This is a genomic window from Nonomuraea sp. NPDC051191 (assembly GCF_044455665.1).
Classification (GTDB): domain Bacteria; phylum Actinomycetota; class Actinomycetes; order Streptosporangiales; family Streptosporangiaceae; genus Nonomuraea.
This window is the reverse complement of the sequence record NZ_JBITEZ010000012.1, coordinates 120,209-140,121: the sequence shown is the minus strand read 5'-3', so window position 1 is coordinate 140,121 and position 19,913 is coordinate 120,209. Positions and strand designations below refer to the sequence as shown.

Genomic DNA, 19,913 nt, shown 5'->3' with positions numbered 1-19,913 from the left:
GATCCTCCTTCAGGGACCGAGGTGCACGAAAGGCGTCCACGCGCTCGGCGGGAGCCCCCGCGCGTCGCGGAGACCGTGGACCGCCCGGTGCAGGGCGTGGGCGGCGCGGCCCGGCTCGAACCGGCCGGACGCGGTCAGGTCGGCGTACACGGCTTCGGCGACGTCGGCCGCCAGGTCGTCGTACACCGACCAGAGGGTGCCGATGACCTGCCGGTAGCCGGTGTGGTGCAGGGCGGCGGCCAGCGTGATCGCCTCGTCGGGGAGGTCCACCCCGCCGGTGGCCGTCATGCAGGCCGACAGGAACGCGAACTCGCCCCGGTACGGCTCGGCGCTGAGGTCGGCGCTGATGTCGGCGATGGTGAGGACGCGGTCGTGCAGCAGCAGGCCGCCCTGCGAGGGCGCGGCGAGGTCCTGGCCGCCGTGGCAGCAGAAGTGCGCCCACCTGTGGCGGGGCAGCTCGGCGCGCACCGTGCCGGTGGTGGCGGCCTCGCCCTCCAGCAGCGTCGCCCTGGAGGAGAAGAGGGAGGTGAGCAGGTCGCGCTCGCGTGCCACGTCGGTGAGCGGGGGCGTGCCGGTCGTCCGCTCAAGGGCGACGACCAGCATGCGCTCGTCGCCGGGGTTCGGGTCGAGGGGCCGGCGGGCCGCGCGTAAGGCGCGCAGGGAGGGCGTGTAGGAGGAGATCGCCCGGTCGATCACCGCGCGGCCCGTGCCGTCGTGATGACCGGCGGCGTGCATGGGGAGGAGGGTCAGCAGCCCCGTCGGGCACCACCACAGACGCGGCCAGGGCGTGCCTTCCGCCACGGGGGCAGTGAGGCGCAGGTCGGCGAGCACCGGCGCGGCGATCTCGTCCCAGAGCCAGGCCAGCAGCTCGGTGAGCGTGGCCTCGCGGGTTTCGGCGGCCCGGTTGAGCGCGAGCTTGGCGCCGGTGTAGCGCCTGATCGCCTCCGGGGTGTGGTCGCCGTCGTCGTAGCGCTCCCTGGCGGCGCACAGGTCGTGGACGGCCTGGTCGACGGCGCGCAGGACGCGGAGGTAGCCGCCGGTCCGCTCGGCGACCGCTGTCAGCGTCACCCCGGGCAGCGGGACGGCCCGTACGCCGTCGGCGGTCACGATCAGCGCGTCACAGCGCCACTGGCTGAGGTTGACCATGACGACCGGGCCGTGCGCGGCGGCCGGCAGCAGACTGCTCGGCTGCGGCGGCCGCAGGAAGTCGCCGAACCCGTCGAGCTCGCGGACCTGCCGGACCAGCGCGTCCCACTCCCGGGCCAGGGCCACGCGCCGGTCGACCGCGCGGGACACCTCCGCCCGTCCGTCGGGCATCACATCGCATCACGCCCTCAGGAGACCTGTGTCGGCCCTCGTACTGTAACCGGGGTGCTGCTGTCGGTGAAGCCCGGTTCGCCGGGCCCGCCGCGCGGGCGCCGGGAGCGGGACAGCAGGCCCCCGGCCAGGGCGGCGGCGAGGCCGGCCAGCCCGGCGGCCGCGAAGCCGCCACCTGGCATGGACGCGTCCACCGCCAGCCCGGCGAGCGGCGCTCCGAGCGCGAAGCCCGCGCTGGCCGCCGACGCCTGCAGCCCCGTCGCCTCCCCCCGTACACCGGCCGGCGCCAGCCTGCTCACCGCGTCGGCCACCGTGGCCAGGGTCGGCGCGGTGAGCAGCCCGGCGCCGACGACGGCCAGGCACAGCCAGCGCCAGTCGTGGGCCAGCCCGGCGGGGATCGTCACCAGCCCGAGCAGACCGAGCAGCGCCCACGTGGGCAGCGACCGGGGCAGCACGCCGTGGATCAGCCCGCCCGCGACGGAGGTGACGCCGAACACGGCCACGACCACGGCGGCCCAGGACACCTGACCCGCCTCCTTGAGCGTGGCGACGATGGCAAGGTCGATGCCGCTGAGCAGCGCCGTGGCGCCGAACCCCATCGTCAGGACGGCGATCATCCGGCCGCCCAGCCACTCCCGGCGCCGCGTACGCCCGGGCGCACCGGCCTCCGGCTCGCCCTCGGCCCGCAGCGGCGGATTGAGCAGCGCGACCCCGATCCCGCCGGTCGCGATCACCGCGCCGAGCCCCCACGCCACCACCTCGGGGGACAACTGCGCCGCGCACAGGACGACCACCGCCGGCCCCACGAGGTACGACAGCTCGCCCTGCACCGACTCCAGCGCGAACGCGGGCCGCCGCTGCCCCGGCGTCGTCATCGCGGCGATCGCCTGCCGGGTCACCGCCTGGACCGGCACCATCAGCAGCCCCGCCACGACGGCCGCGCCCAGCAGCGCCCCGTACGGCAGGACCGGCACGCTCGCCCAGAACACGACCTGCGCGGCGACGGTCGCCAGCAGCACCGTGCGCAGTCCCCGCCGGTCCATCAGGCGGCCGAGCAGCGGCCCGCCCAGCGCCACCCCGGCGGTCAGGGCCGCCACGACGCCGCCCGCCGCCACGTAGCCCAGGTCCAGGCCCAGCACGACGTACATGGTCAGCGCCGTCACGTCGGCGGTGATCGCGGCACGGGCGAGCAGCGAGACGCCCAGCAGCGCGGCCATTCCGGGAACGGCGAGAACCTGTCTGTATCCGGTCACCCGGGCGACGCTAGGTCATCCTCCAGGCCATAGGAAGTCGTTGTTTCGTTGGAGGAGCCATAATGAATGCTTATGGCAAGAGATCTGGAGATCGGGTTGCTGCGGTCGTTCGTCACCGCCGTGCGGGCCGGCAGCATCAGCCGCGCCGCGACCGCGCTCGGGCACACGCAGCCCGCGCTCAGCCAGCAGTTGCGCAAGCTGGAGAGCGCCGTCGGCCGCCCGCTGCTCCACCGGTCGCCGTCCGGCGTCTCGCTGACGCGGGCGGGTGAGGAGCTGCTGCCGTACGCGGAGCGCATCCTCGCGCTCTCCGCGCAGGCGCTCACCGCGACCGGGCGGGCGCTCACCGGCCGCTGCGGCGTCGGGCTGCTGGAGGACCTGGCCGCGGCGCACCTCCCGCAGGCCCTCGCCGACCTGGCCCGGCTGCACCCCGGCGCGACGCTGGAGGTGCTCAGCCTCTCCGGCCCCGCGATCCGGGAGGCCTACGACGCGGGCCGCGTCCAGCTCGTGCTCGACGAGGTGCCGGACCTGCCCGGCCCGCCGCGGTGGACCGTGCGCCGCCCGCTGGTCTGGGCGATCGGACAGGGCGTCGATCCGACCGCCGACCCGCTGCCGGTGGTGCTGTTCACCGGCACGTGCGCGTGGCGCAGGTCGGTGGTCGAGACGCTGGACGGCACCGGGCGGCGCTGGCGGGCGGTGTTCGAGAGCAACAGCCTGGCCGGCGTGCTGGCCGCGCTGCGGGCCGGGCTCGGCGTCGCGGCGCTCATGCCCGGCAACCTCGAACCGGTCATGGCCTGCCACGACCCCGGCGCCCTGCCCGCCCTGCCGGACGTCGAGCTCGGCCTCGCCCGGCATCCGCGGACCGAGGGCGATCCGCTGATCGACGCCGTGGAGACCGCGCTGCGACGCATGATCTGAGCGCCGTGGCCTCAGAGCACGAGGGCGATCTTGCCGGTCAGCCGGCCGCGCCGGAAGTGCTCGTGCGCCGCCCGCACGTCCTGGAGGCCGTACTGGGCCTCGACCCGGGCCTTGACCTGGCCCGCGTCGACCGCCTTGGCCAGTTCGGCGAGCCCCGGGCCGTCCTCGCGCACCTGGTTGACGGTGGTGCGGACCGACCGGCCGGACAGGTCCGGCACCGGCCCGGCCTGGGTGGCGACGGAGGCGTAGCGGCCCCCGTCGGCCACGGCCCCGGTGACGAAGGCGCCGAAGGTGTCGAAGACGGCGTCGTAGGCGGCGGACGGAAGATCCGCGGGGTCGGTCGTGGCCCACTCCGCCCCCAGCTCCTGGGCCGCCTCGACCTGGGCCGGTCTGGAGACCAGGGCGTCCACCCGTACGCCGCGCGCCCGCGCCAGCTGCACGGCCAGCCCGCCCACCGCGCCGGCCGCGCCCGCCACCAGCAGCCGTTCGCCCGCCCGCAGGTCCAGCCAGTCGAGCGTCTGCAGGGCGGTGAGCCCCGGCAACGGCAGCGTCGCCGCCTCCACCAGGCTGACCGCCGACGGCGCGGCGGCCAGCGAGCCGACCGGCACGGCGACGAGGTCGGCCCAGGTCCCCCGGGCGGTGTCAAGCTGGTGGGACATGCCGAAGACCCGCTCACCCACGGGCAACGACTCCTCCCGGCTGTCCACGACGATGCCCGCAAGCTCCCAGCCCAAGGTCATCGGCAGCGGAGGGGCGCCCTCGCCGATGGCCCCTTCACGGGTCTTGTCGTCAACCGGGTTGAGGGCGGAGGCGACGACGCGTACCAGCACCTCGCCCTCCTGTGCCCTGGGCGCGGGCGCCTCGGCGATCGTCAGAACGTCCGGGCCGCCGAAGCGGGTGATCCGAACAGTGCGCATGTTCAACTCCTCGATATCGGTTCGGCCGGGGCCATGGGGCAGGTCATCCGTCCAGCAGGCCCAGGGCCGACAGCGCCGGGACGAGCCGCGGGTCCGCCTGTCCGGCCTCCTCCAGGACGTTCCTGAGCGTCGCCTCGTACGTGGCGTTCGCCTCGGCGTAGCGCGTCCGGCCCGACTCGGTGATGACGGTGTAGACCCCGCGCTTGTCGTCCGGGCACACATCCCGGTACGTGAACTCCGCCGTGTTCAGCCGGGTCACCAGCCGGGTCACCGAGCTCTGGTTGAGCCCGATCTTGTCGGCCAGTTCCTGCATGCGCAGCTCGCCGGCCGCCGAGGTGGCGAGATGCCCGAGCGCCCGGTACTCCGACAGGCCGATGCCGTGCCGCCGCTGGAGGACGACGGCAAGGGCGTTCTCCACGCGGGCGTGCAGCAGCAGGACGTCGTTCCAAGCCTCGGAGAGCGCCGAGGGCGCCGGAGCCGGGGGTGGGGTGGAAGCCGTCGGAGCCATGGAAGCCTCCTCCTTCTTTGAGGACCCGGCCGCTCGGACGGGATTGACAAAAGCATACATGCACATGCAAGCTTCTCTCTGTCGCTCAGAAGTTTGCACATACATACATATAAGGAGAGGTCCGAGATGGCTTGGATCTATCTGCTCGTCGCCGCCGTCTTCGAGGTCGTCTTCGCCCTGGCCACCAACGCCACCGAAGGCTTCACGCAGCTGTGGCCGTCCCTGCTGACCGCCGCCGCGGCGTCCGGCGGGATCTTCTTCCTGAGCCTGGCGCTGAAGACCCTGGACGTCGGCGTCGGCTACACCGTCTGGACCGGCATCGGCTCGGTCGGCACCGTGCTGCTCGGTTCGGTGATCTTCGGGGAGGAGCTCACCGTCTGGAAGGCGCTGGCCTTCGTCCTGATCATCGGCGGCGTCCTCGGGCTCAAGCTCGCCGACCGCCTGTCCGCGTCGAAGCCCGCCACCGTCTGACCACCCACCACTTCCTAAGGAACGTCACCATGGCCTGGATCTACCTCTCCATCGCGATCGTCTTCGAGATCGGATTCGCGCTCGGCACCAACGCCACCCATGGCTTCACCCGGCTGTGGCCCTCCGTCTTCACCCTGCTGGCGGCCGCCGGCGGCATCTTCACCCTGAGCCTGGCGCTGAAGACCCTCGACGTCGGCGTCGGCTACACCATCTGGACCGGCATCGGCTCGATCGGCACGGTCGTCCTCGGTGCCCTCATCTACAAGGAGAAGATCACTCCGGCCAAGCTCGCGTCGTTCGCCGCGATCATCGGTGGCGTGGTGCTCCTGAAGATCTCGGCGGGGATCTGAGCCGCGACAACGGGCTCCAGGTCAGGGGGAACGTTCGGCGCCGGCCGCGCCCGCCCGGTCGGCGCCTTCGGGTGACGCCGGCACGGCGGGCGGGCCCTGGCGGTGCGGCCCGTCCAGCTTCCGCCATTCGGGCCGCAGCCCCGTCAGGCTCGTGGTGAGCGCGTAGGCCGCGCCGCCGGCGAGCAGCACCGGCGTCAGCCCCGCGGCCACCACCGCCGCCCCGCCCACCAGCCCGCCGAGCGGGATACCGGCCCAGGCCAGGGAGTCCCGCAACGCGTTGACCCGGCCCAGCAGGTGCCGGGGCACCCGCTCGTAGGAGATCGCCCCGAGGATCGGGTTCAGGAATCCGGCGGCGAACCCGCCCACCGCGAACACCGCCAGCATGACCCACAGCGGCGCGTCCACCGCCAGGATGAGGAACCGCGTCGGCCCGGCGAGCAGGAACGCCACGAAGAACACCGGCCTGCGCGGCATCCGGTGCGCCACGGCGGCCGCGACCAGGCTGCCGCCGACGGCCGCGAACCCCGCCACGCTGCTGTTCAGTCCGACCACGGCGGCCCCCTGGCCGGACTCGCTCGCCCAGACGAACACCAGCACCTGGCTGAAGGCCGCGTCGAGCAGATTCGTGATGCCGACCATGACGACCACGGAGAGCAGCAGCGGTTCGCCGCGCAGGAACGTGACCCCCTGGCCGAACCGCCGCCAGTATCCTTCCCGCGCCTCCTGGGCCGGCGCGCTGTGGCCCATGCCGCGCGGCAGCGCCCATGCCACGATCACCGAACCGAGCGCGAAGCAGACGACGCTCACGACCAGGCCGGTCAGCGGGCCGAGCAGTGCCACCATCGCGCCCCCGGCCGCGGGGCCCACCGTCTGGGCCAGCCGCTCGGTCACGCCCATCAGCCCGGTGGCCCGCTCCAGCGGCACCCGTCCGCGCTCGGCCGCCTCGGGGACCATGACCTCCTTGGCCAGGTCCCCGGGGCCGCGGGCCGCGCCGACCGCCGCGACGAGGGCGAGCAGCGCGCCCAGCGGCAGCAGGTCCAGCGCGTGCAGCAGGACGACCGTCCCGGCCGCCGTGGCGCTCACCACGTCCCCGGCCCACGAGATCCGGCGCGGCCCGACCCGATCCACCAGCGGCCCGGCCAGCGCCTTGACCAGCACGTACGGGGCCATCTCCGCGAACGCCACGACCCCCGTCTGCGCCGCGCTGCCCGTCGTGGTCAGGACGAACCAGGGCAGGGCGATGGCCGACACCCGCGTGCCGGTCAGCGAGACCGTCATGGCCGCGAGCAGGCCGGCCATCGGGCGTAACGACCCGCGCTGCCCCATCACGCGTCCTCGGGCAGCTCGGGCAGAAGCTGGGTGATCAGCGAGACCCGCGCGGCGTCCTCGGGCGCGTCCTGGCCGGGCAGGTCGGGGCGGTAGCGGGAGACGACCTCCGCCAGTTCCCCGCGCAGCCGCTGTGCCTCCTCCGGGGTGAGGCGCAGCGCGACGGAGCTGAGGTCCAGCACGCGCCGCCACTCCGCCGGCATGGTCTGCAGCTCGTTCAGCGTCCGTTGGGTGCGCAGGTTGTACAGGGCGGCGATGGACTGCATGTAGGCCAGCACCGCCTCGGGCTCCCGCTCCGACAGTTCGTCGTCGGTGAGCCGGGTGACCTGGTGGACCGAACGCCACCAGCGCTCGCGGGCGTTGCCGCGCTCGGTGTCCTCCTGCACGAACCCGGCGGCCCCGAGCCTGCGCAGGTGGTAGCTGGCCGTGCCCGAGTTCACCCCCAGGCGTTCGGCCAGGCGGGTGGCGGTGGACGGGCCGTGTTTGCGCAGCAGGTCCACGAGTTGCACCCGTACGGGGTGGGCCAGCGCCCGCAGGCCCTTGGCATCGAGGACGACCACGCTCTCGGGAGGTTCGGTCATGCCTCGAAGCCTAGACCGCAAACACTTCTTCGCAAAGAGTCGTTCGCGAAGAAGTGTTTGCAATCGCGCCCCCGAGCCCGACCGGCGTCAGGTCCGCACTCAGGCTTCGGCCGACGGGCGCCATCCGTCGCACGACACCACGTCGAAGCCCCGGCTCGGGAAGACGGCGTCTATGAAGAAGTCGTGCATGGCCGGGTCGGCGTCGCCGCAGCCGTCCCGCAGCACGGACACCTGGTAGCCGCGGTCGGCGGCGTCGTAGCACGTCGCGGCCACCATCGCACTGGTCGCGACCCCGGCCACGGCCACCGTGGTGACGCCGCGCGCGCGGAGCACCAGGTCGAGGTCGGTGCCCGCGAACGCGCTGGCGCGGCGCTTCAGCACGACGACGTCCTGCTCGGTGACCGGCAGGTCGAGCTCGGTCCCGGCCGACCCTTCGTGGAAGGCGTCCCCGGCCTCGAAGAACGACTTCATCAGCGCGCTGTGGGGTGGCACGTCGGTCCCGTTGGCGCGGAAGGCGAAGTGCACGAACACCACGAGAGCACCGGCGGCTCGGGCGCGGGGGAGCAGTTCGGTGAGCGGTGGCACGACCTGCCGGGCGAACGGGAAACCGCCCGTGATGCCCCGCTGGATGTCGCCGATGATGAGTGCAGTGGTCACGACATACTCCGTCCAAGGTGTCCGGCGTTCGCGACGGAGGGATGTGGAATCCCGTCCGCGAACAACTGGGATCACAGTAGGAGGGCGCTGAGATATCAGCAACCCGACCTTGGGCGGGCAGGCCGGGTCAGTTGCCCCAGAGCTGGACGGGACGCAGGTAGGCGGTGTCGTACACCTGGTCGCGCATGTCTTCCCAGCCCGCGCCCCACCTCGGGTCGTAGACCGCGCGCGCCCCCATCCACGAGCCGTTGCCGGAGAAGTCGGGCGCGGTCCGGTTGAAGATCGTGTTGTTGTAGGGGTACTCGTCGGTCACGTAGCGGCCGTAGGGCGAGTAGTGGCGGCCGCCGTAGTTCACCCACAGCCCCCACTCCTTGAGCTGGTAGCCGGCCATCGTCATGACGGCGGTCGTCGGGCCGCACGAGCCGCGGCCGTCGAACTCGTCCCGCGTGTCGTAGACCTGGTTGATGTCGCCGTACGTGGCCACGGTCCGGGCGTCGAGGTCGGCGAGCCCGAGTTCGGAGCGTCCCGAGCACAGGTACGGCCCCGAACGGCGGATGAAGCTGACGAGCGGGCGCTCGCCGTTCACCAGGCGGAAGTCGGCGTAGACCTGGCCGTGCGCCGGGTCGCTCGCGATGAGCGGCGTCACCGAGCCGTCGGCGAGCGCGACCCGCAGCAGACCGGCCGCGTACCGCCGGTCGTCGCGCGTGTCGGGGTAGGCGGCCACGAACGCCGCGCCCGCGTCGTCCGACAGGCCCAGCACCTCGACGCAGGAGCCGTCGTGGTCGGGGATGATGGCGACGTGCCCGGGGCCGGCGGCGGTCACGACGCCGTCCGACTTCTCCGGTTGTGCGAGGTGGACGCGTGCCTGGCCGCCGATCAGCACGTCGAACCCGTCACCGGTCCGTACGGTGCTGACGCTCTGGTCGGCGGCAGCGGCAGGGGTGGGGGCCTGGGCGGTGGCGGCGTGCGCGGTGGCGGCGCCGGTCAGCGCCGTCACCGCGGTCAGGGTGACCGCCGCCGACAGTAAGTTCCGGCATTTCCTGAGCTGGAATGACATGACCGTCCTTCGGTAGATCGCGGATTTCGCTTCCAAGGCGTGAACCGCGGCCCATGTCGAAGGCACGTCGTCAATATGTCTGACCGGGACCTGTGGTCGTGGGTGGTTTGGGGGTCAAGGCCGGTGTGGCGGAAACGCCCGTCATGCGCGATCGACGTCCGGGGTGGATGGTGCGATCGTGAGAGGGAGGCCGGACAGCAGGCGGTCGCGGAGGGCGTCGCCGCGGACGCCGATCTCGGTGAGGTCGTCGGGGCCGGGGGCGCCGGTGATCAGCAGTTCGGGCACGAGAAGCTCGCCGAGCGGGGCCGGCGGTGACGGGTCGGCCAGAGCGCCGACAGGGACGTCGGACAGGTCGAGGTAGGTCGGCGCGAGGATCCTGCCGTGAAGGGTGCCGGCGACCAGGTCAGGGCAGAACTCGTTCCAGAAGATCGAGACGGTGGTGCGCAGGTCCCCATGGATCATCACCAGCTTGTCGGTCCAGTCGCCGACGAACGTCTCGGACGTCACGTGGCCCTGCACGATCAGCTTGGCGTCGCCGGCCAGGTAGATGTTCCTCGTCCGCAGGTTCCCCAGGACGATCAGCGCGGCGGAGCCGTCGTCCACGTCGGTGACGTTCCCGTCGACGACCAGGTCGCCGTCGATGATGTAGCCGGTCGCCGCCTCGGGGGTGTCCTCCCGCCACGGCGTGCGCCCGTGCTCGTCGAGGGGGAGTTCGCCGGTCACCGCGGCGGGGCCGGGCACGAGGATGTACTCCTCCTCGTACAGGTTCTGGTACGCCTCCTTCGGCAGGCCGCGCCGCTCGAACAGGTCAACGGCATCGTCCCAGGAGAGGTAGCTCGATCGCATGCGCGCGACCATAGCAACGAAACACCCCAATACCGGCCGTAACGCACGACCTACTGTCGGCAGGCCGTCGAGTTCCACGCCGCGGGCCGGGCATGCTGAAATGATCGTCGTGGACACGAATCCGTCGATCGATGAATCCGGGCTCATGCTCGCGATGGAGCAGAATCTCGCCGAGCACGCCTGCCACCTGCACCGGAACCTGGAAGGCGCGTCCGTCACCGAGACCGGCGACCTGCTGATCGCCGACAGCGGCCTGGGCGACGACACCTTCAACATCGTCGCGGCGGCCCGCTTCACCCCGGACACCGTCCAGGCCCGCATCGCGGAAACCGTCCGCGCCCTGGCCGCCACCGGCCGCCCGTTCTCCTGGTGGGTGGGCCCGGCCTCCACACCGGCCGGCCTCGCCGAGCGCCTCAGGGCAGCCGGGCTCGAAGCCTCGGAGACCGAGACGGGCATGTGGAAGGACCTGCGCGCGCCGCTCCCTGAAGCGCACGCCGACGGCCTGGACATCCGCCTGGCGACCACCCCCACCCAGCTCGCCGACCACGCCACGGTTCTGGCTGCGAACTGGGACCCGCCCGCCGCCACCGTGCGCCGGTTCTTCGCCGACGCCGCGCCATGGTCGCTGACCGCCGACTGTCCCGCCCGGTACCTGGTCGGATACGTCGACGGGCGTCCCGTCTGCTCGGCCGAGGTCTTCCTGTACGCGGGCGTCGCCGGGATCTACAACATCGCCACTCTCGCCACCGCACGTCGCCGAGGCTACGGCGGCGCCATCACCCTGGCCGCCCTGCACACCGCCCGCGACGCGGGCTACGAGACCGCGGTGCTGCAGGCCTCCGCCGACGGCGAGCCCGTCTACCGCCGCCTCGGCTTCACCGCCTGCGGCCACTTCACCGAGTACGCCATCGGGTGAGGTTGTGCCGGAGCCTTGTGATGGCCCTGTTCTGGCAGCGCGGGGCCGAGGTCACCGGCATCGCCGAGGTCGTCCAGGCGACCGGACTCAGCCGCTCCAGCCTGTACGCGACCTTCGGCCGCAAGGCCCAGTTGCAGGCCGCCGCGCTGGGCCGCTACCTGGAACGGCAGTCGCGGCCGGTGTTCGACGCCCTGGCCGCCGACGCCCGCGGCGTGCCGGCCGTCCACGCGTTCTTCGAGCGGCTGGTGGCCGCCCGGTGCGGCGGCGAGCCACGCCCGCTGGGGCTGTCTGGTCACCAACACCCACGCCACGGCGGGCGGCGTGCTGCCGGAGATCCGGGAGATTCTCGACCGCCACCACGACGCGCTGTGGGCGGCGATGCGCACCGCACTGGAGGCCGCGCGCACCAAGGGCCAGCTCCGGCCCGGCCTGGACCGGGAGGCGGCCGCCGAGGCGCTGCCCCTGCAGGCGTACGCGGTCAACCTGCGCTCACGGGCCGGCGCCCAGGCGGGCACCCTGCTGGCGGGCGTACGCGCCGTACTTGACGGTTTCTCCACTGCCGAGGAGGGATGATGAGCGGTTTCCGCACCTACGACGAGAGCGACACGCCCGAGGCGGCCAGGCAGGTGGTGCTGATCACGGCCGGCGTGGTCAGCGGTTGCGAGTACTGCGTGGCCGCGCTCTCGACCCTCGCCCTGCGCGCCCGCGTGCCCGCCGAGCTGGTCGAGGCCCTGCGCGCGGGCCGGCCCATGACGCCACGGCGCGGTTCGTCCGGACGTCACCCGTGCAGGAGGGTTCGCACCTGCGCCAGGAGGTCCACCTGTCTCCGCCAGTCGCCGCCCGAGATCCCGACGACCGCGTGGCTCGCCCCGGCCTCGCGGTAGTCGTTCAGTCGTCCGGCGGCCTCCTCGGGGTGGCCGGTGAGGGGGATCGGCAGGACGTCCTCAAGCGGACGGCCGTAGCCGGCGCTGATCCCGGATGCCACCTGCGCCCGGGACGGGACGTCGGGCCCGGCTCCCAGCGCGGCGGCGCAACCGATGACGACGACCGGAACGGGACGGCCTGCCTGCCCGGCCAGCCCGGCCAGCCGTGCCCTTCCCTCGGCGACCTCCCGCGGGGAGATCAGCGAGGGGAACCAGCCGTCGCCCAGCCGCGCAGCCCGCCGGATCGCCGCCTCCGACGCGTTGCCGACCCACACGGGCGGCATGGCCACGGCCGGGGTCAGCGTGACCGGCGGTTGTCCCGGCTCGTCCGGCAGCCGGGTCTCCTTCCCGGCCAGCAGGTCGGGGAGCAGTTCCAGCGCGGTGTCCGTACGGCGCCCGCGCCGCCCGAACGCCACCCCGGCGGCAGCCCACTGCCCCGGCCCGCCGCCCGAGCCGACGCCCAGCACCAGCCTGCCGCCGGACACGTGCTGCAGGCTCGCGACCTGCTTGGCCGCCCAGGCCAGCGGCCGGATCCCCGGGACGAACACGCTTGCGCCGATCCTGATCCTCGACGTGACGGCGGCGGCGGTGGCCAGCGCGATCGACGCGTCCAGGGTCGGCCCGCCGATGGCCAGGTGATCGCCGTGCCAGACGCCGTCCAACCCGGCGTCCTCCGCATGCCGGGCGGCCTCCCGCAGGTCGAGGCCCCTTCTGCGCTGCTCGCCGACGCCGGGCAGGATCACACCGATCTCAAAGCTCTCCATGCGGCCGACTATGCAACCTCAGGCACGCTTGAGGTCAATCCCGCTCGCGAGCACGCCGTCCGGTGTCGGAGGCTCGTAGCATGTCGGTGTGCGGTCAGCCGAGCGGGTTCGCGCCCATGTGCCTCGATGGGAGATCACCGTCCCGTCGCGGCCCGGCCGCCTGCCCGGGGTCATGATGGCGGGGTTCAGCGACCGGGACAACGAGTTCCGCGACCTCGCCCTCGTCCCGCACCCCGCGGTCACTCTGCTCCTCGACCTCGGCGACGAGCCGTTCGTCATCGAGGACGACCGCGGCTCGCGGCAGCTCGGACGCGTCGTCGCCGGTCTCGCGCCTCATCAGGTACGGGGATGCGGCCTGACCAGCCGGATGGAATGCCTCCAGATCCGGTTGTCGCCGATGGTCGCGCACGCCGTCCTGGGCGCGTCCGCGGAGCTGGGCGGCACGGTGGTCTCGCTGGACGACCTCTGGGGGCGGGAGTCCGTACGCCTCCAGGAGCGGTTGCGGGCCGCCGGGTCGTGGGAGGACCGGTTCGCGATCGCGGAGGACGCGCTGGCCAGGCGCGCCGACGCGGGCCGCGCCGCCGATCCGGAGGTCGCCTTCTCCTGGCGGCGGATGGCGGCGAGCGGGGGCCGGGTGCCCGTCGAACGGCTCGCCGTCGAGGCCGGCTGGAGCCGCAAGCGCCTCTGGTCCCGGTTCCGCGCCCAGGTCGGCCTCACCCCGAAGCGGGTGGCCCGGCTGATCCGCTTCGACCGGGCGGCCCACCGGCTCGCCGCCGGTGAACGCGCCGCCGACGTGGCGGCCGAGAGCGGCTACGCCGACCAGTCGCACCTGCACAGGGACGTGATGACCTTCGCGGGGGTGACGCCGGCCTCGGTCGCGCTCTCGCCGTTCCTCGCCGTGGACGACGTCGCCTGGCCGCCTGGGCCCTAGCGGATCACGGCCGGTCGCCGCCGCCGCGCAGGCGCAGGGCGCTGGCCAGGCACAGGGCCGCCGCCTCCGGGGCGGTGAGGCGGCCGTCGGCGATCTCCGCGGCGGCGGCGTGCTGGAGCCCGATGACGGCGGCGGCCAGCCAGGCGGCGGGGGGCGACCCGTCGAAGTCGCCGGTGTGCTGGCCCCGCCGGATGAGCCGTTCGAGGCGCGGCGGCACGACGTCGTGGGGGTCGTCGTTCGCGGGACGGTGGACGCGGGACACGGTGAGGTCGAGCAGCAGGGGATGGCGGCGCAGGAACTGCCAGCCCGCGTCGAGGAACCCGGCCAGCGCGTCGGCGGGCGGGGCGGTGTCGAGGGCGGCGCGGGCCGCTTCGAGGATCGCGTCCGGCGTGGTGGTGGTGCTCGGGCTGGTCATGGGCTACCGGCCCGAAGGCGGCGTGACGGGGGTGGCGGTGGCGCTGGTCGTGGCGTTCGGGCTGCCCCTGTCACTGCTGTGGGCGGCGGTCGCCCTGCTCGTGCCCGACCAGGCGGTGGTCATCAGCATCGCGAACGTCGTGCTGATGCCGCTCTCGTTCGCCAGCAACATCTTCGTCCAGCCCGCCACCATGCCCGGCCGGCTGCGGGCCTTCGTCGAGGTCAACCCGCTCAGCCACGTCGCGGCCGCGGCCAGGGGGCTGATGAACCACACCGCGGGCGCCGCGGGGGCGGTCACCTGGTCGCTCGTCGCGACCGCCGTCGTCACCGCGGTGTGCGCGCCCCTGGTCCTCCATCTGTACGGCCGGCGTGGGTGATCTCGTGCACGGCGACCGGCCGGCCGTGCGCGGGGACGACCGTCTCGAACGCGAACCGCAGGCCCAGCTTGTCCATCACCCGGCGGGACCGCTGGTTGTCCACGTGACGGATGCTGACGATCCGGTCGAGGCCGCATTCGGCGAACCCGAACCCCAGCAGCCGCCCGGCCGCCTCGGTGGCGTAGCCGTTCCCCCAGTGCTGCCGGCCGAGCCGCCAGCCGATCTCCACGGCGGGCAGGACCTCGGGGAGGAACGCGGGCACGGTCAGCGTGACCCAGCCGGCCGTCCGTCCGGTCTCGCGCACGACGACCGCGAGCAGGCCGTAGCCGCGTTCGTGCCATTCGCGGTGGGCGCGCGCGATCCCCGCCGCGGCTGAGTCCGGGGGCTGGACGGAACCGTCGCCGATGTACCGCATGACCTCGGGGTCGGCGTTCATGGCGGCGAAGGGGGCGAGGTCGTCGTCGTCCGGCAGACGCAGGAGAAGCCGGTCGGTCGTCATGGGGATCACCCGGCGATGATGCCAGAGCCGGGCCGGGTGGTCCGTCCCGGCGCTGCCTCACCGGTCGCCGTGCCTCGCAGCGCCTGCCACGCCGCGAACGCCGCGTACGCGGCCAGGACGGCGAGCCCGGCCCATCCGGGCAGCGGGAAGTACCCCGCCGAGGGCGCGTAGTGGGCGGTCACCTGCGGATACTCCGCCCGCGTCTGGAGCACGGCGAAGCCCGCCGCCGGGGTCAGCCGGAGCAGCCAGCCGGAGACGGCGTCGGGCAGCAGCGGAACCGCCGTCACGCCGTACGGCAGCGCGACCAGCGCGAGCGCGACGACGATCGCCGCCCAGCCCCGCCGCAGCCGCACGCCGAGCCCGAACGCGAGGACGGCGCAGAGCGCGAGCACCAGCGCGACGCCGACGATCACCCGCGCGCCGGTGAGTCCGGGCAGTGGCTGTGCCGGCGTGCCGTTCCCGCTCAGGATCGCGACGCCCACCGGCAGGACGACGCCGGCGGCGACCAGTCCGGTCACGAAGGCCGCCGCCCCGACGACGGCCGCGCGGGCGGCGACCGTCCGCCGCGCACCCGCCCCACCGGCCGTACGGGAGCCGTGGCGGGCGGCCACCACGAGCACGACGACGAGCGCGATCACCAGCCCGGCCAGCAGGTTCTCGGCGACGCGCGGCGCCTCCTCGTTGAGCGGGCCGATGTCGCCGGTGCCGCTGACCGTGATGATCCCGCCCTTCTGCACGGCTCCGGAGGGATTGTGGTACTTCTCCCAGTCGGTGTGGTTCATCTCGCCCACGGGATCACTGGCCCAGGCGCCGTCGTGACCGCCCTCGACGGCGACCTGGTCGAAGACGCCGACGGCCTGGGTGAACCGGGACTCCTCGATCGCGCCGCCGAGGCCGCTCTCGCGGAGCGTGAGGTCTCCGGGCGAGGTGGCGAAGAGGCCGACCTGCACGGTTTCCGGCAGTCCGGCCAGCGTCGCCGTGCCCACGGTGTGCCATTGCCGGCCGTCGGCGGACTCGGCGCCGGTGACGGTGTCGCCCGAGCGGGTCAGGCGCAGCCAGCGCGGGAGCCGGTCGGGGCTTCCCGCCAGGTCGTGCTTGTAGTCGTACTGGAAGCGCACGCCGTGGGCGCCGGTCATGGCGAGGGCCGCGTATCGGGAGCCCTGACGCAGGCCGTCCTTGACGATGATCCCGGCCTTCGCCCAGGGCACCAGCCCGGCCACGAGCTGGTCGTGGTTCGGCGGGGGATAGGTGATCGTCCCGGTCATGGACGTCATCCGGACCGTGATGCTGCCCTCGCGCCCCAGGCCGCGGTGCAGGAACCAGAACGTGTCGCTGACGGTGGAGCCGTCGGCGGCGACGGGGGCGGCGGGGCAGGGGCCGTCGCAGGAGGAACGTCCGGCGAACGCGGACATCAGGCCCAGCCCGATGACGGCCAGGGCGGCGACGGTCAGGGCGGTCAGGCGGCCGGGGCGGCGGAACGCGGCCCATTCCCGCCGGAGGAGGTCGGTGATCGACATGCCAACGGTTATAGGGACCGGCGCCTAACACCCCCGGAACGACGCCTGTCACGCCGCTGTCACATGGCCCTTGTGGCCGGCCGGGCTTGGGGGCGGTCAGGTGGTGGGGGAGCGGCGGAGGGTGAGGGCGATGAGCGGGCCGACGGCGAGCAGGATCGCGAGGGCGGCGTAGCCGTAGGTGAGCGAGGCGAGGGTGGCGACGCCGGCCACGAGCAGCGGGCCGCCCGCGTCGCCCAGTTCCCGGCCGAGTTCGGCGGCGCCCATCGTCTGGCCCATGCGTTCGGCGGGGGTGCGGGCGGCGAGGGCGGCGAACCCGAGCGGGGTGATGAGCCCGGTCCCCGCCCCGATCAGTACGGCCGCCGACAGGATCCCGGTCAGACCGGGCAGCATCGCGCAGGCCAGCCCGGCCGCGGTGACCAGCAGCCCGGCCAGCATGCCGGTACGGGTCCCCAGCCGCCCCGCGTCGAGGGCCCGCCCGGCCCTGGGCTGCACGACCGCCGCGCACGCCGCCAGGACGGACACCGCGGCGCCGGTCGCGACCGTGCCGAGACCGGCGACCCTGCCGGACACGGGCAGGAACCCCACGCCGACCGACAGCGCGGCGGTGGCCCCGGCCAGGGCCGCGGTCGGGACGAGGAACGCCGGGTCGGCCAGGCGCCGCGCCAGGTCCAGCACCGTCTGGCGGGCCTTGGGCAGCGGCGGCACGGCGGGCACGGCCAGCGCGGCCCACACGGCGACCGCCACGCCCAGCACCGTCAGGACCGCGAACAGCAGCCGCAGGCCGCCGGCCCACACCAGCACGCCGCCCAGCAGCGGGCCCAGGGTGTAGCCGATCGACTTCCAGAAGCCGTAGCCGCCGAAGGCCCGGCCGAGCTTGGCGGCGGGGTTGAGCCTGGCCACCAGCGCCGAGGCCGACGGTGAGAACGCCGAGGCCGCCGCGCCCTGGCCCAGGCGGGCGGCCCACAACCAGCCGGGGCTGTCGGCGACGACGTACAGGGCGGAGGCGATCGCGAAGGCCACCAGGCCGCCCAGCAGCACCGGACGGGCGCCGATCCGGTCGGCGAGGCTGCCGAACAGCGGCTTGAGCAGCACCTCGGCGCCGTCGTACAGGGCCAGCAGCGCGCCGAGGACGAGCAGCGAGGTGACCGCGTCGCCGGAGAACCCGCCGAGGTTGGCGGCGATGCCGTGCGCGCCGAACGCGGTGGTGAACCCGGCGGCGTACAACGGCCACATCCGCCGCCCCGACACGGCCGACACCGAAGGCGTCATCGCCCGCCCCCCAGTGCCTCACGCGGGGTCGCCCGGGACGTCTCGGGCGCCGCCGCGTCGTGGTCCGTCGCGGGTGGCGGTTCGTGGAGGGCGGTGAAGACGCGGTCGGCGTAGTCCTCGCAGACGGCGGCGCACTGCCGGAGCCTCGCGGCCGCCTCGGCCGCCTCCGGGGCGCCGAAGACGTCCCGGGCCGCGTCGAACAGCGCCCGCAGGCGATCGTCGTCCTGCCGTGCGCGTCCGGCGGCGACCATCCTAGAGGCCGAACTTGGCGGCCACGGCGTCGAGGACCCAGTCCAGGCCGGTCGCGAAGGACTCATCGGCGTCCACCTCCGTGCCGTCGTGCACGAGCCTGGCCAGCGAGGGGAAGCGGCCCGTGGCCAGCATCCTGCTCACGTGCGGGCCGCGGGCGCGCTGCCAGTCGAGCTTGGACAGGCCCGTGGCGCGCTCGGCCCGCAGGCCCGCGACCTCGCGCCTGATCGCGCCGGTGGTGTACGCGCTGACCGTCTCCACGGCCCGCATGACGGTGTCGAGGTCGGCGACGCCGTCGAGGGCGGACAGCATGCCCTCTGTCGCGGCGAGGGCGTTGGGGCCCAGGCTCGGACGTCCGCCGAGCAGGTCGGCCAGCCATTCGTGCCGGAGGGCGGCCCGTCTGATGCGGTCGGCGTGGCCGCGCAGCGCCTCCCGCCAGTCACCGGGCGGCTCCTCGGGGAGGATCTCGGCATAGACCTCGTCCACCATGAGGTCGAACAGCTCCTCCTTGGTGGACAGGTAGCCGTACAGGCGCATCGGGCCGACGTCGAGCCGGGCGGCGACCTTGCGCAACGACACCGCCTCCAGCCCGCCCTCGTCGGCCAGCGCGACGGCGGCGGCGACGATGCGCTCCCGGTCGAGCGGCGCGGGGCGGGTCGGCGGCTCCGGACGGTCCCACACAGTCATGGATACATCGTAGTGTTGCGATACGGTGTATCGAGGAAATACAGTGTATCGACATGAGACATCGTATCGCTGTAGTGGGAGGCGGCCCCGCCGGCCTCACCTTCGCCCGCGTCCTGCACCGCCATGGCCATCCCGTCACCGTCCTCGAACGCGATTCGTCCCCCGGCGCCCGGTCTCCGGGCGGCACGCTGGACCTGCACGAAGGGATGGGCCAGCGCGCGCTGGACAAGGCGGGGCTGCTGGCGGGATTCCGGACGCTGTCCCGTCCGGAGGGACAGGCCATGCGCATCCTGGACACGGACGGGACCGTCCTGCGTGACTGGCGACCCCGTCCGGATGAGCGGGCCAATCCCGAGATCGACCGCGGGCAACTCCGTGACCTGCTGCTCGGCCCTCTGGACGTCCAATGGGGGCGGGGTGTCACCGAGGTGGTGCCCGGCACCCGGGACGGCGTGCTGGTCCGCTCCGCGGACGGGCGGCAGGAGGCGTTCGACCTCGTGGTGGGCGCGGACGGCGCCTGGTCCCGGGTCCGCGCGGCGCTCTCGTCCGCGACGCCGCGCTACACCGGTGTCACCTCCGTCGAGACCTCCCTGGACGACGTCGACGCCCGCCACCCCGACCTCGCCCGCCTGATCGGCGACGGTTCCTTGGCCGTGTACGGCGTGAACCGCGCCGTCGTCGCCCAGCGCAACAGCGGCGGCCACGTCAAGGTCTACGCCCAGTTCCGCGCACCACTGGACGCGGCGGACCCGGCCGATGCCGATGCCGAGGCCGTGCGGTCGAGCCTGCTGGCCCTGTTCGACGGGTGGGCCGCTCCCGTCCTCGATCTCCTCCGCCACGGCACCACGTTCACCCGCCGCCCCCTCTACGTCATGCCCGTGGCCCACACCTGGGACCACGTACCCGGGGTGACGCTGCTGGGCGACGCCGCCCACCTGATGCCCCCGCTGGGCCTGGGCGCGAACCTCGCGATGCTGGAAGGCGCCGAGCTCGCCGAGGCCGTCGCCGCAAACCCCGGCGACCCGGACGAGGCCGTCCGCGCCTTCGAGCAGCAGATGTGGGCACGGGCCGCCAAATACGCGAAGATCACCGCGGCCGGTCTGGAACGCCTGGTGAGCCCGGACCCCGCCGAAGCCCTCGCCCTCTTCGACGAGCTCCAGCCGTCCTGA

General features: G+C 73.7%; 24 protein-coding genes and 2 pseudogenes. 9 read left to right on the top strand and 17 right to left on the bottom strand.

All coding sequences use genetic code 11. The features are described 5' to 3' along the window. Nucleotides 1-9: 9 nt before the first annotated feature. The gene (locus tag ACIA8R_RS32585) at nt 10-1,317 is read right to left on the bottom strand and encodes a CHAT domain-containing protein (RefSeq protein ID WP_397041818.1); all 1,308 of its coding nucleotides are present in this window, start codon (nt 1,315-1,317) and stop codon (nt 10-12) included. A gap of 17 nt (nt 1,318-1,334) precedes the next feature. Further along, complete coding sequence (locus ACIA8R_RS32580) at nt 1,335-2,570, bottom strand: MFS transporter (protein WP_364091767.1); 1,236 nt, start codon at nt 2,568-2,570, stop codon at nt 1,335-1,337. 72 nt (nt 2,571-2,642) lie between these two features. On the opposite strand from ACIA8R_RS32580, the gene ACIA8R_RS32575 reads away from it, so the two are divergent. Continuing rightward, nucleotides 2,643-3,485: a LysR family transcriptional regulator gene (locus tag ACIA8R_RS32575; RefSeq protein WP_397041817.1), complete on the top strand. Its 843-nt coding sequence runs from the start codon at nt 2,643-2,645 to the stop codon at nt 3,483-3,485. 11 nt (nt 3,486-3,496) lie between these two features. On the opposite strand, the gene ACIA8R_RS32570 is transcribed toward ACIA8R_RS32575, so the two are convergent. Both ACIA8R_RS32570 and ACIA8R_RS32565 read right to left on the bottom strand, forming a co-directional pair. Then, nucleotides 3,497-4,402 carry an NADP-dependent oxidoreductase gene (locus ACIA8R_RS32570; protein WP_397041816.1) on the bottom strand — a complete coding sequence of 302 codons (906 nt, stop codon included), beginning with the start codon at nt 4,400-4,402 and terminating at the stop codon, nt 3,497-3,499. Nucleotides 4,403-4,445: 43 nt separating this feature from the next. Then, nucleotides 4,446-4,910, bottom strand: coding sequence for a MarR family transcriptional regulator (locus tag ACIA8R_RS32565; protein ID WP_357708959.1), 465 nt, complete (start codon nt 4,908-4,910; stop codon nt 4,446-4,448). Nucleotides 4,911-5,036: 126 nt separating this feature from the next. Between ACIA8R_RS32565 and ACIA8R_RS32560 the strand changes: the two genes are divergently transcribed. Both ACIA8R_RS32560 and ACIA8R_RS32555 read left to right on the top strand, forming a co-directional pair. Then, nucleotides 5,037-5,381, top strand: coding sequence for a multidrug efflux SMR transporter (locus tag ACIA8R_RS32560; RefSeq protein WP_357708957.1), 345 nt, complete (start codon nt 5,037-5,039; stop codon nt 5,379-5,381). Nucleotides 5,382-5,410: 29 nt separating this feature from the next. Beyond that, nucleotides 5,411-5,731, top strand: coding sequence for a multidrug efflux SMR transporter (locus tag ACIA8R_RS32555; RefSeq protein ID WP_357708955.1), 321 nt, complete (start codon nt 5,411-5,413; stop codon nt 5,729-5,731). Nucleotides 5,732-5,752: 21 nt separating this feature from the next. On the opposite strand, the gene ACIA8R_RS32550 is transcribed toward ACIA8R_RS32555, so the two are convergent. The 5 genes from ACIA8R_RS32550 to ACIA8R_RS32530 form a co-directional block, all read right to left on the bottom strand. Continuing rightward, complete coding sequence (locus ACIA8R_RS32550; protein WP_397041815.1) at nt 5,753-7,057, bottom strand: MFS transporter; 1,305 nt, start codon at nt 7,055-7,057, stop codon at nt 5,753-5,755. After that, complete coding sequence (locus tag ACIA8R_RS32545; protein WP_364091775.1) at nt 7,057-7,638, bottom strand: winged helix-turn-helix domain-containing protein; 582 nt, start codon at nt 7,636-7,638, stop codon at nt 7,057-7,059. Before ACIA8R_RS32545 ends, ACIA8R_RS32550 begins: the two co-directional genes overlap by 1 nt. 99 nt (nt 7,639-7,737) lie before the next feature. Beyond that, entirely contained in the window at nt 7,738-8,295 is a 558-nt protein-coding gene (locus tag ACIA8R_RS32540; protein ID WP_397041814.1) for a cysteine hydrolase family protein, read from the bottom strand. A gap of 127 nt (nt 8,296-8,422) precedes the next feature. Beyond that, nucleotides 8,423-9,352 carry a hypothetical protein gene (locus ACIA8R_RS32535; protein WP_397041813.1) on the bottom strand — a complete coding sequence of 310 codons (930 nt, stop codon included), beginning with the start codon at nt 9,350-9,352 and terminating at the stop codon, nt 8,423-8,425. A 141-nt stretch (nt 9,353-9,493) separates the two neighbouring features. Further along, the gene (locus ACIA8R_RS32530; RefSeq protein ID WP_397041812.1) at nt 9,494-10,198 is read right to left on the bottom strand and encodes a hypothetical protein; all 705 of its coding nucleotides are present in this window, start codon (nt 10,196-10,198) and stop codon (nt 9,494-9,496) included. A gap of 109 nt (nt 10,199-10,307) precedes the next feature. Between ACIA8R_RS32530 and ACIA8R_RS32525 the strand changes: the two genes are divergently transcribed. The 3 genes and pseudogenes from ACIA8R_RS32525 to ACIA8R_RS32515 all read left to right on the top strand — a co-directional run. Next, nucleotides 10,308-11,114, top strand: coding sequence for a GNAT family N-acetyltransferase (locus ACIA8R_RS32525; protein WP_397041811.1), 807 nt, complete (start codon nt 10,308-10,310; stop codon nt 11,112-11,114). Between the two features lie 20 nt (nt 11,115-11,134). Beyond that, a pseudogene (locus ACIA8R_RS32520) lies at nt 11,135-11,245 on the top strand (TetR family transcriptional regulator); the annotation flags it as partial. Between the two features lie 151 nt (nt 11,246-11,396). Continuing rightward, a pseudogene (locus ACIA8R_RS32515) lies at nt 11,397-11,687 on the top strand (TetR family transcriptional regulator C-terminal domain-containing protein); the annotation flags it as partial. 16 nt (nt 11,688-11,703) lie between these two features. Here the strand turns inward: ACIA8R_RS32515 and ACIA8R_RS32510 are convergent. Continuing rightward, nucleotides 11,704-11,865: a hypothetical protein gene (locus ACIA8R_RS32510; protein ID WP_397041810.1), complete on the bottom strand. Its 162-nt coding sequence runs from the start codon at nt 11,863-11,865 to the stop codon at nt 11,704-11,706. A 27-nt stretch (nt 11,866-11,892) separates the two neighbouring features. Continuing rightward, entirely contained in the window at nt 11,893-12,801 is a 909-nt protein-coding gene (locus ACIA8R_RS32505; protein WP_397041809.1) for an LLM class flavin-dependent oxidoreductase, read from the bottom strand. An 88-nt stretch (nt 12,802-12,889) separates the two neighbouring features. Here ACIA8R_RS32505 and ACIA8R_RS32500 point away from each other — a divergent pair, with 88 nt between their 5' ends. Next, nucleotides 12,890-13,732: a helix-turn-helix domain-containing protein gene (locus tag ACIA8R_RS32500; protein WP_397041808.1), complete on the top strand. Its 843-nt coding sequence runs from the start codon at nt 12,890-12,892 to the stop codon at nt 13,730-13,732. 4 nt (nt 13,733-13,736) lie between these two features. On the opposite strand, the gene ACIA8R_RS32495 is transcribed toward ACIA8R_RS32500, so the two are convergent. Next, on the bottom strand, nt 13,737-14,147 hold the full coding sequence (locus tag ACIA8R_RS32495) for a hypothetical protein (RefSeq protein WP_397041807.1): 411 nt from the start codon (nt 14,145-14,147) through the stop codon (nt 13,737-13,739). Here ACIA8R_RS32495 and ACIA8R_RS32490 point away from each other — a divergent pair. Beyond that, nucleotides 14,122-14,523: an ABC transporter permease gene (locus ACIA8R_RS32490; protein WP_397041806.1), complete on the top strand. Its 402-nt coding sequence runs from the start codon at nt 14,122-14,124 to the stop codon at nt 14,521-14,523. The two genes, ACIA8R_RS32495 and ACIA8R_RS32490, sit on opposite strands and share 26 nt — an antisense overlap. On the opposite strand, the gene ACIA8R_RS32485 is transcribed toward ACIA8R_RS32490, so the two are convergent. The 5 genes from ACIA8R_RS32485 to ACIA8R_RS32465 all read right to left on the bottom strand — a co-directional run bounded on the left by ACIA8R_RS32485 (nt 14,471) and on the right by ACIA8R_RS32465 (nt 18,744). Beyond that, nucleotides 14,471-15,022: a GNAT family N-acetyltransferase gene (locus tag ACIA8R_RS32485; RefSeq protein WP_397042024.1), complete on the bottom strand. Its 552-nt coding sequence runs from the start codon at nt 15,020-15,022 to the stop codon at nt 14,471-14,473. The genes ACIA8R_RS32490 and ACIA8R_RS32485 overlap by 53 nt on opposite strands. A 5-nt stretch (nt 15,023-15,027) precedes the next feature. Continuing rightward, nucleotides 15,028-16,539, bottom strand: a complete 1,512-nt coding sequence (locus tag ACIA8R_RS32480; RefSeq protein WP_397041805.1) for a hypothetical protein — start codon at nt 16,537-16,539, stop codon at nt 15,028-15,030. 96 nt (nt 16,540-16,635) lie between these two features. Next, nucleotides 16,636-17,808 (bottom strand): MFS transporter, encoded by a 1,173-nt coding sequence (locus ACIA8R_RS32475; RefSeq protein WP_397041804.1) that lies wholly within the window; start codon nt 17,806-17,808, stop codon nt 16,636-16,638. After that, nucleotides 17,805-18,059, bottom strand: coding sequence for a Chromate resistance protein ChrB (locus tag ACIA8R_RS32470; RefSeq protein WP_397041803.1), 255 nt, complete (start codon nt 18,057-18,059; stop codon nt 17,805-17,807). The genes ACIA8R_RS32475 and ACIA8R_RS32470 overlap by 4 nt, the downstream gene beginning before the upstream one ends. A gap of 1 nt (nt 18,060) precedes the next feature. Beyond that, on the bottom strand, nt 18,061-18,744 hold the full coding sequence (locus tag ACIA8R_RS32465) for a TetR/AcrR family transcriptional regulator (RefSeq protein ID WP_364091799.1): 684 nt from the start codon (nt 18,742-18,744) through the stop codon (nt 18,061-18,063). Between the two features lie 53 nt (nt 18,745-18,797). Between ACIA8R_RS32465 and ACIA8R_RS32460 the strand changes: the two genes are divergently transcribed. Then, nucleotides 18,798-19,913, top strand: a complete 1,116-nt coding sequence (locus ACIA8R_RS32460; protein WP_364091801.1) for an NAD(P)/FAD-dependent oxidoreductase — start codon at nt 18,798-18,800, stop codon at nt 19,911-19,913.

Coding starts and splice junctions, on each gene's coding strand:
- ACIA8R_RS32585 (WP_397041818.1), bottom strand. CDS start 1,317: ATGCCCGACGGACGGGCGGAGGTGTCCCGCGCGGTCGACCGGCGCGTG.
- ACIA8R_RS32510 (WP_397041810.1), bottom strand. CDS start 11,865: ATGGGCCGGCCCGCGCGCAGGGCCTCGACCAGCTCGGCGGGCACGCGG.
- ACIA8R_RS32535 (WP_397041813.1), bottom strand. CDS start 9,352: ATGTCATTCCAGCTCAGGAAATGCCGGAACTTACTGTCGGCGGCGGTC.
- ACIA8R_RS32560 (WP_357708957.1), top strand. CDS start 5,037: ATGGCTTGGATCTATCTGCTCGTCGCCGCCGTCTTCGAGGTCGTCTTC.
- ACIA8R_RS32565 (WP_357708959.1), bottom strand. CDS start 4,910: ATGGCTCCGACGGCTTCCACCCCACCCCCGGCTCCGGCGCCCTCGGCG.
- ACIA8R_RS32505 (WP_397041809.1), bottom strand. CDS start 12,801: ATGGAGAGCTTTGAGATCGGTGTGATCCTGCCCGGCGTCGGCGAGCAG.
- ACIA8R_RS32550 (WP_397041815.1), bottom strand. CDS start 7,057: ATGGGGCAGCGCGGGTCGTTACGCCCGATGGCCGGCCTGCTCGCGGCC.
- ACIA8R_RS32495 (WP_397041807.1), bottom strand. CDS start 14,147: ATGACCAGCCCGAGCACCACCACCACGCCGGACGCGATCCTCGAAGCG.
- ACIA8R_RS32465 (WP_364091799.1), bottom strand. CDS start 18,744: ATGACTGTGTGGGACCGTCCGGAGCCGCCGACCCGCCCCGCGCCGCTC.
- ACIA8R_RS32555 (WP_357708955.1), top strand. CDS start 5,411: ATGGCCTGGATCTACCTCTCCATCGCGATCGTCTTCGAGATCGGATTC.
- ACIA8R_RS32460 (WP_364091801.1), top strand. CDS start 18,798: ATGAGACATCGTATCGCTGTAGTGGGAGGCGGCCCCGCCGGCCTCACC.
- ACIA8R_RS32470 (WP_397041803.1), bottom strand. CDS start 18,059: ATGGTCGCCGCCGGACGCGCACGGCAGGACGACGATCGCCTGCGGGCG.
- ACIA8R_RS32530 (WP_397041812.1), bottom strand. CDS start 10,198: ATGCGATCGAGCTACCTCTCCTGGGACGATGCCGTTGACCTGTTCGAG.
- ACIA8R_RS32480 (WP_397041805.1), bottom strand. CDS start 16,539: ATGTCGATCACCGACCTCCTCCGGCGGGAATGGGCCGCGTTCCGCCGC.
- ACIA8R_RS32575 (WP_397041817.1), top strand. CDS start 2,643: ATGGCAAGAGATCTGGAGATCGGGTTGCTGCGGTCGTTCGTCACCGCC.
- ACIA8R_RS32545 (WP_364091775.1), bottom strand. CDS start 7,638: ATGACCGAACCTCCCGAGAGCGTGGTCGTCCTCGATGCCAAGGGCCTG.
- ACIA8R_RS32485 (WP_397042024.1), bottom strand. CDS start 15,022: ATGACGACCGACCGGCTTCTCCTGCGTCTGCCGGACGACGACGACCTC.
- ACIA8R_RS32570 (WP_397041816.1), bottom strand. CDS start 4,402: ATGCGCACTGTTCGGATCACCCGCTTCGGCGGCCCGGACGTTCTGACG.
- ACIA8R_RS32475 (WP_397041804.1), bottom strand. CDS start 17,808: ATGACGCCTTCGGTGTCGGCCGTGTCGGGGCGGCGGATGTGGCCGTTG.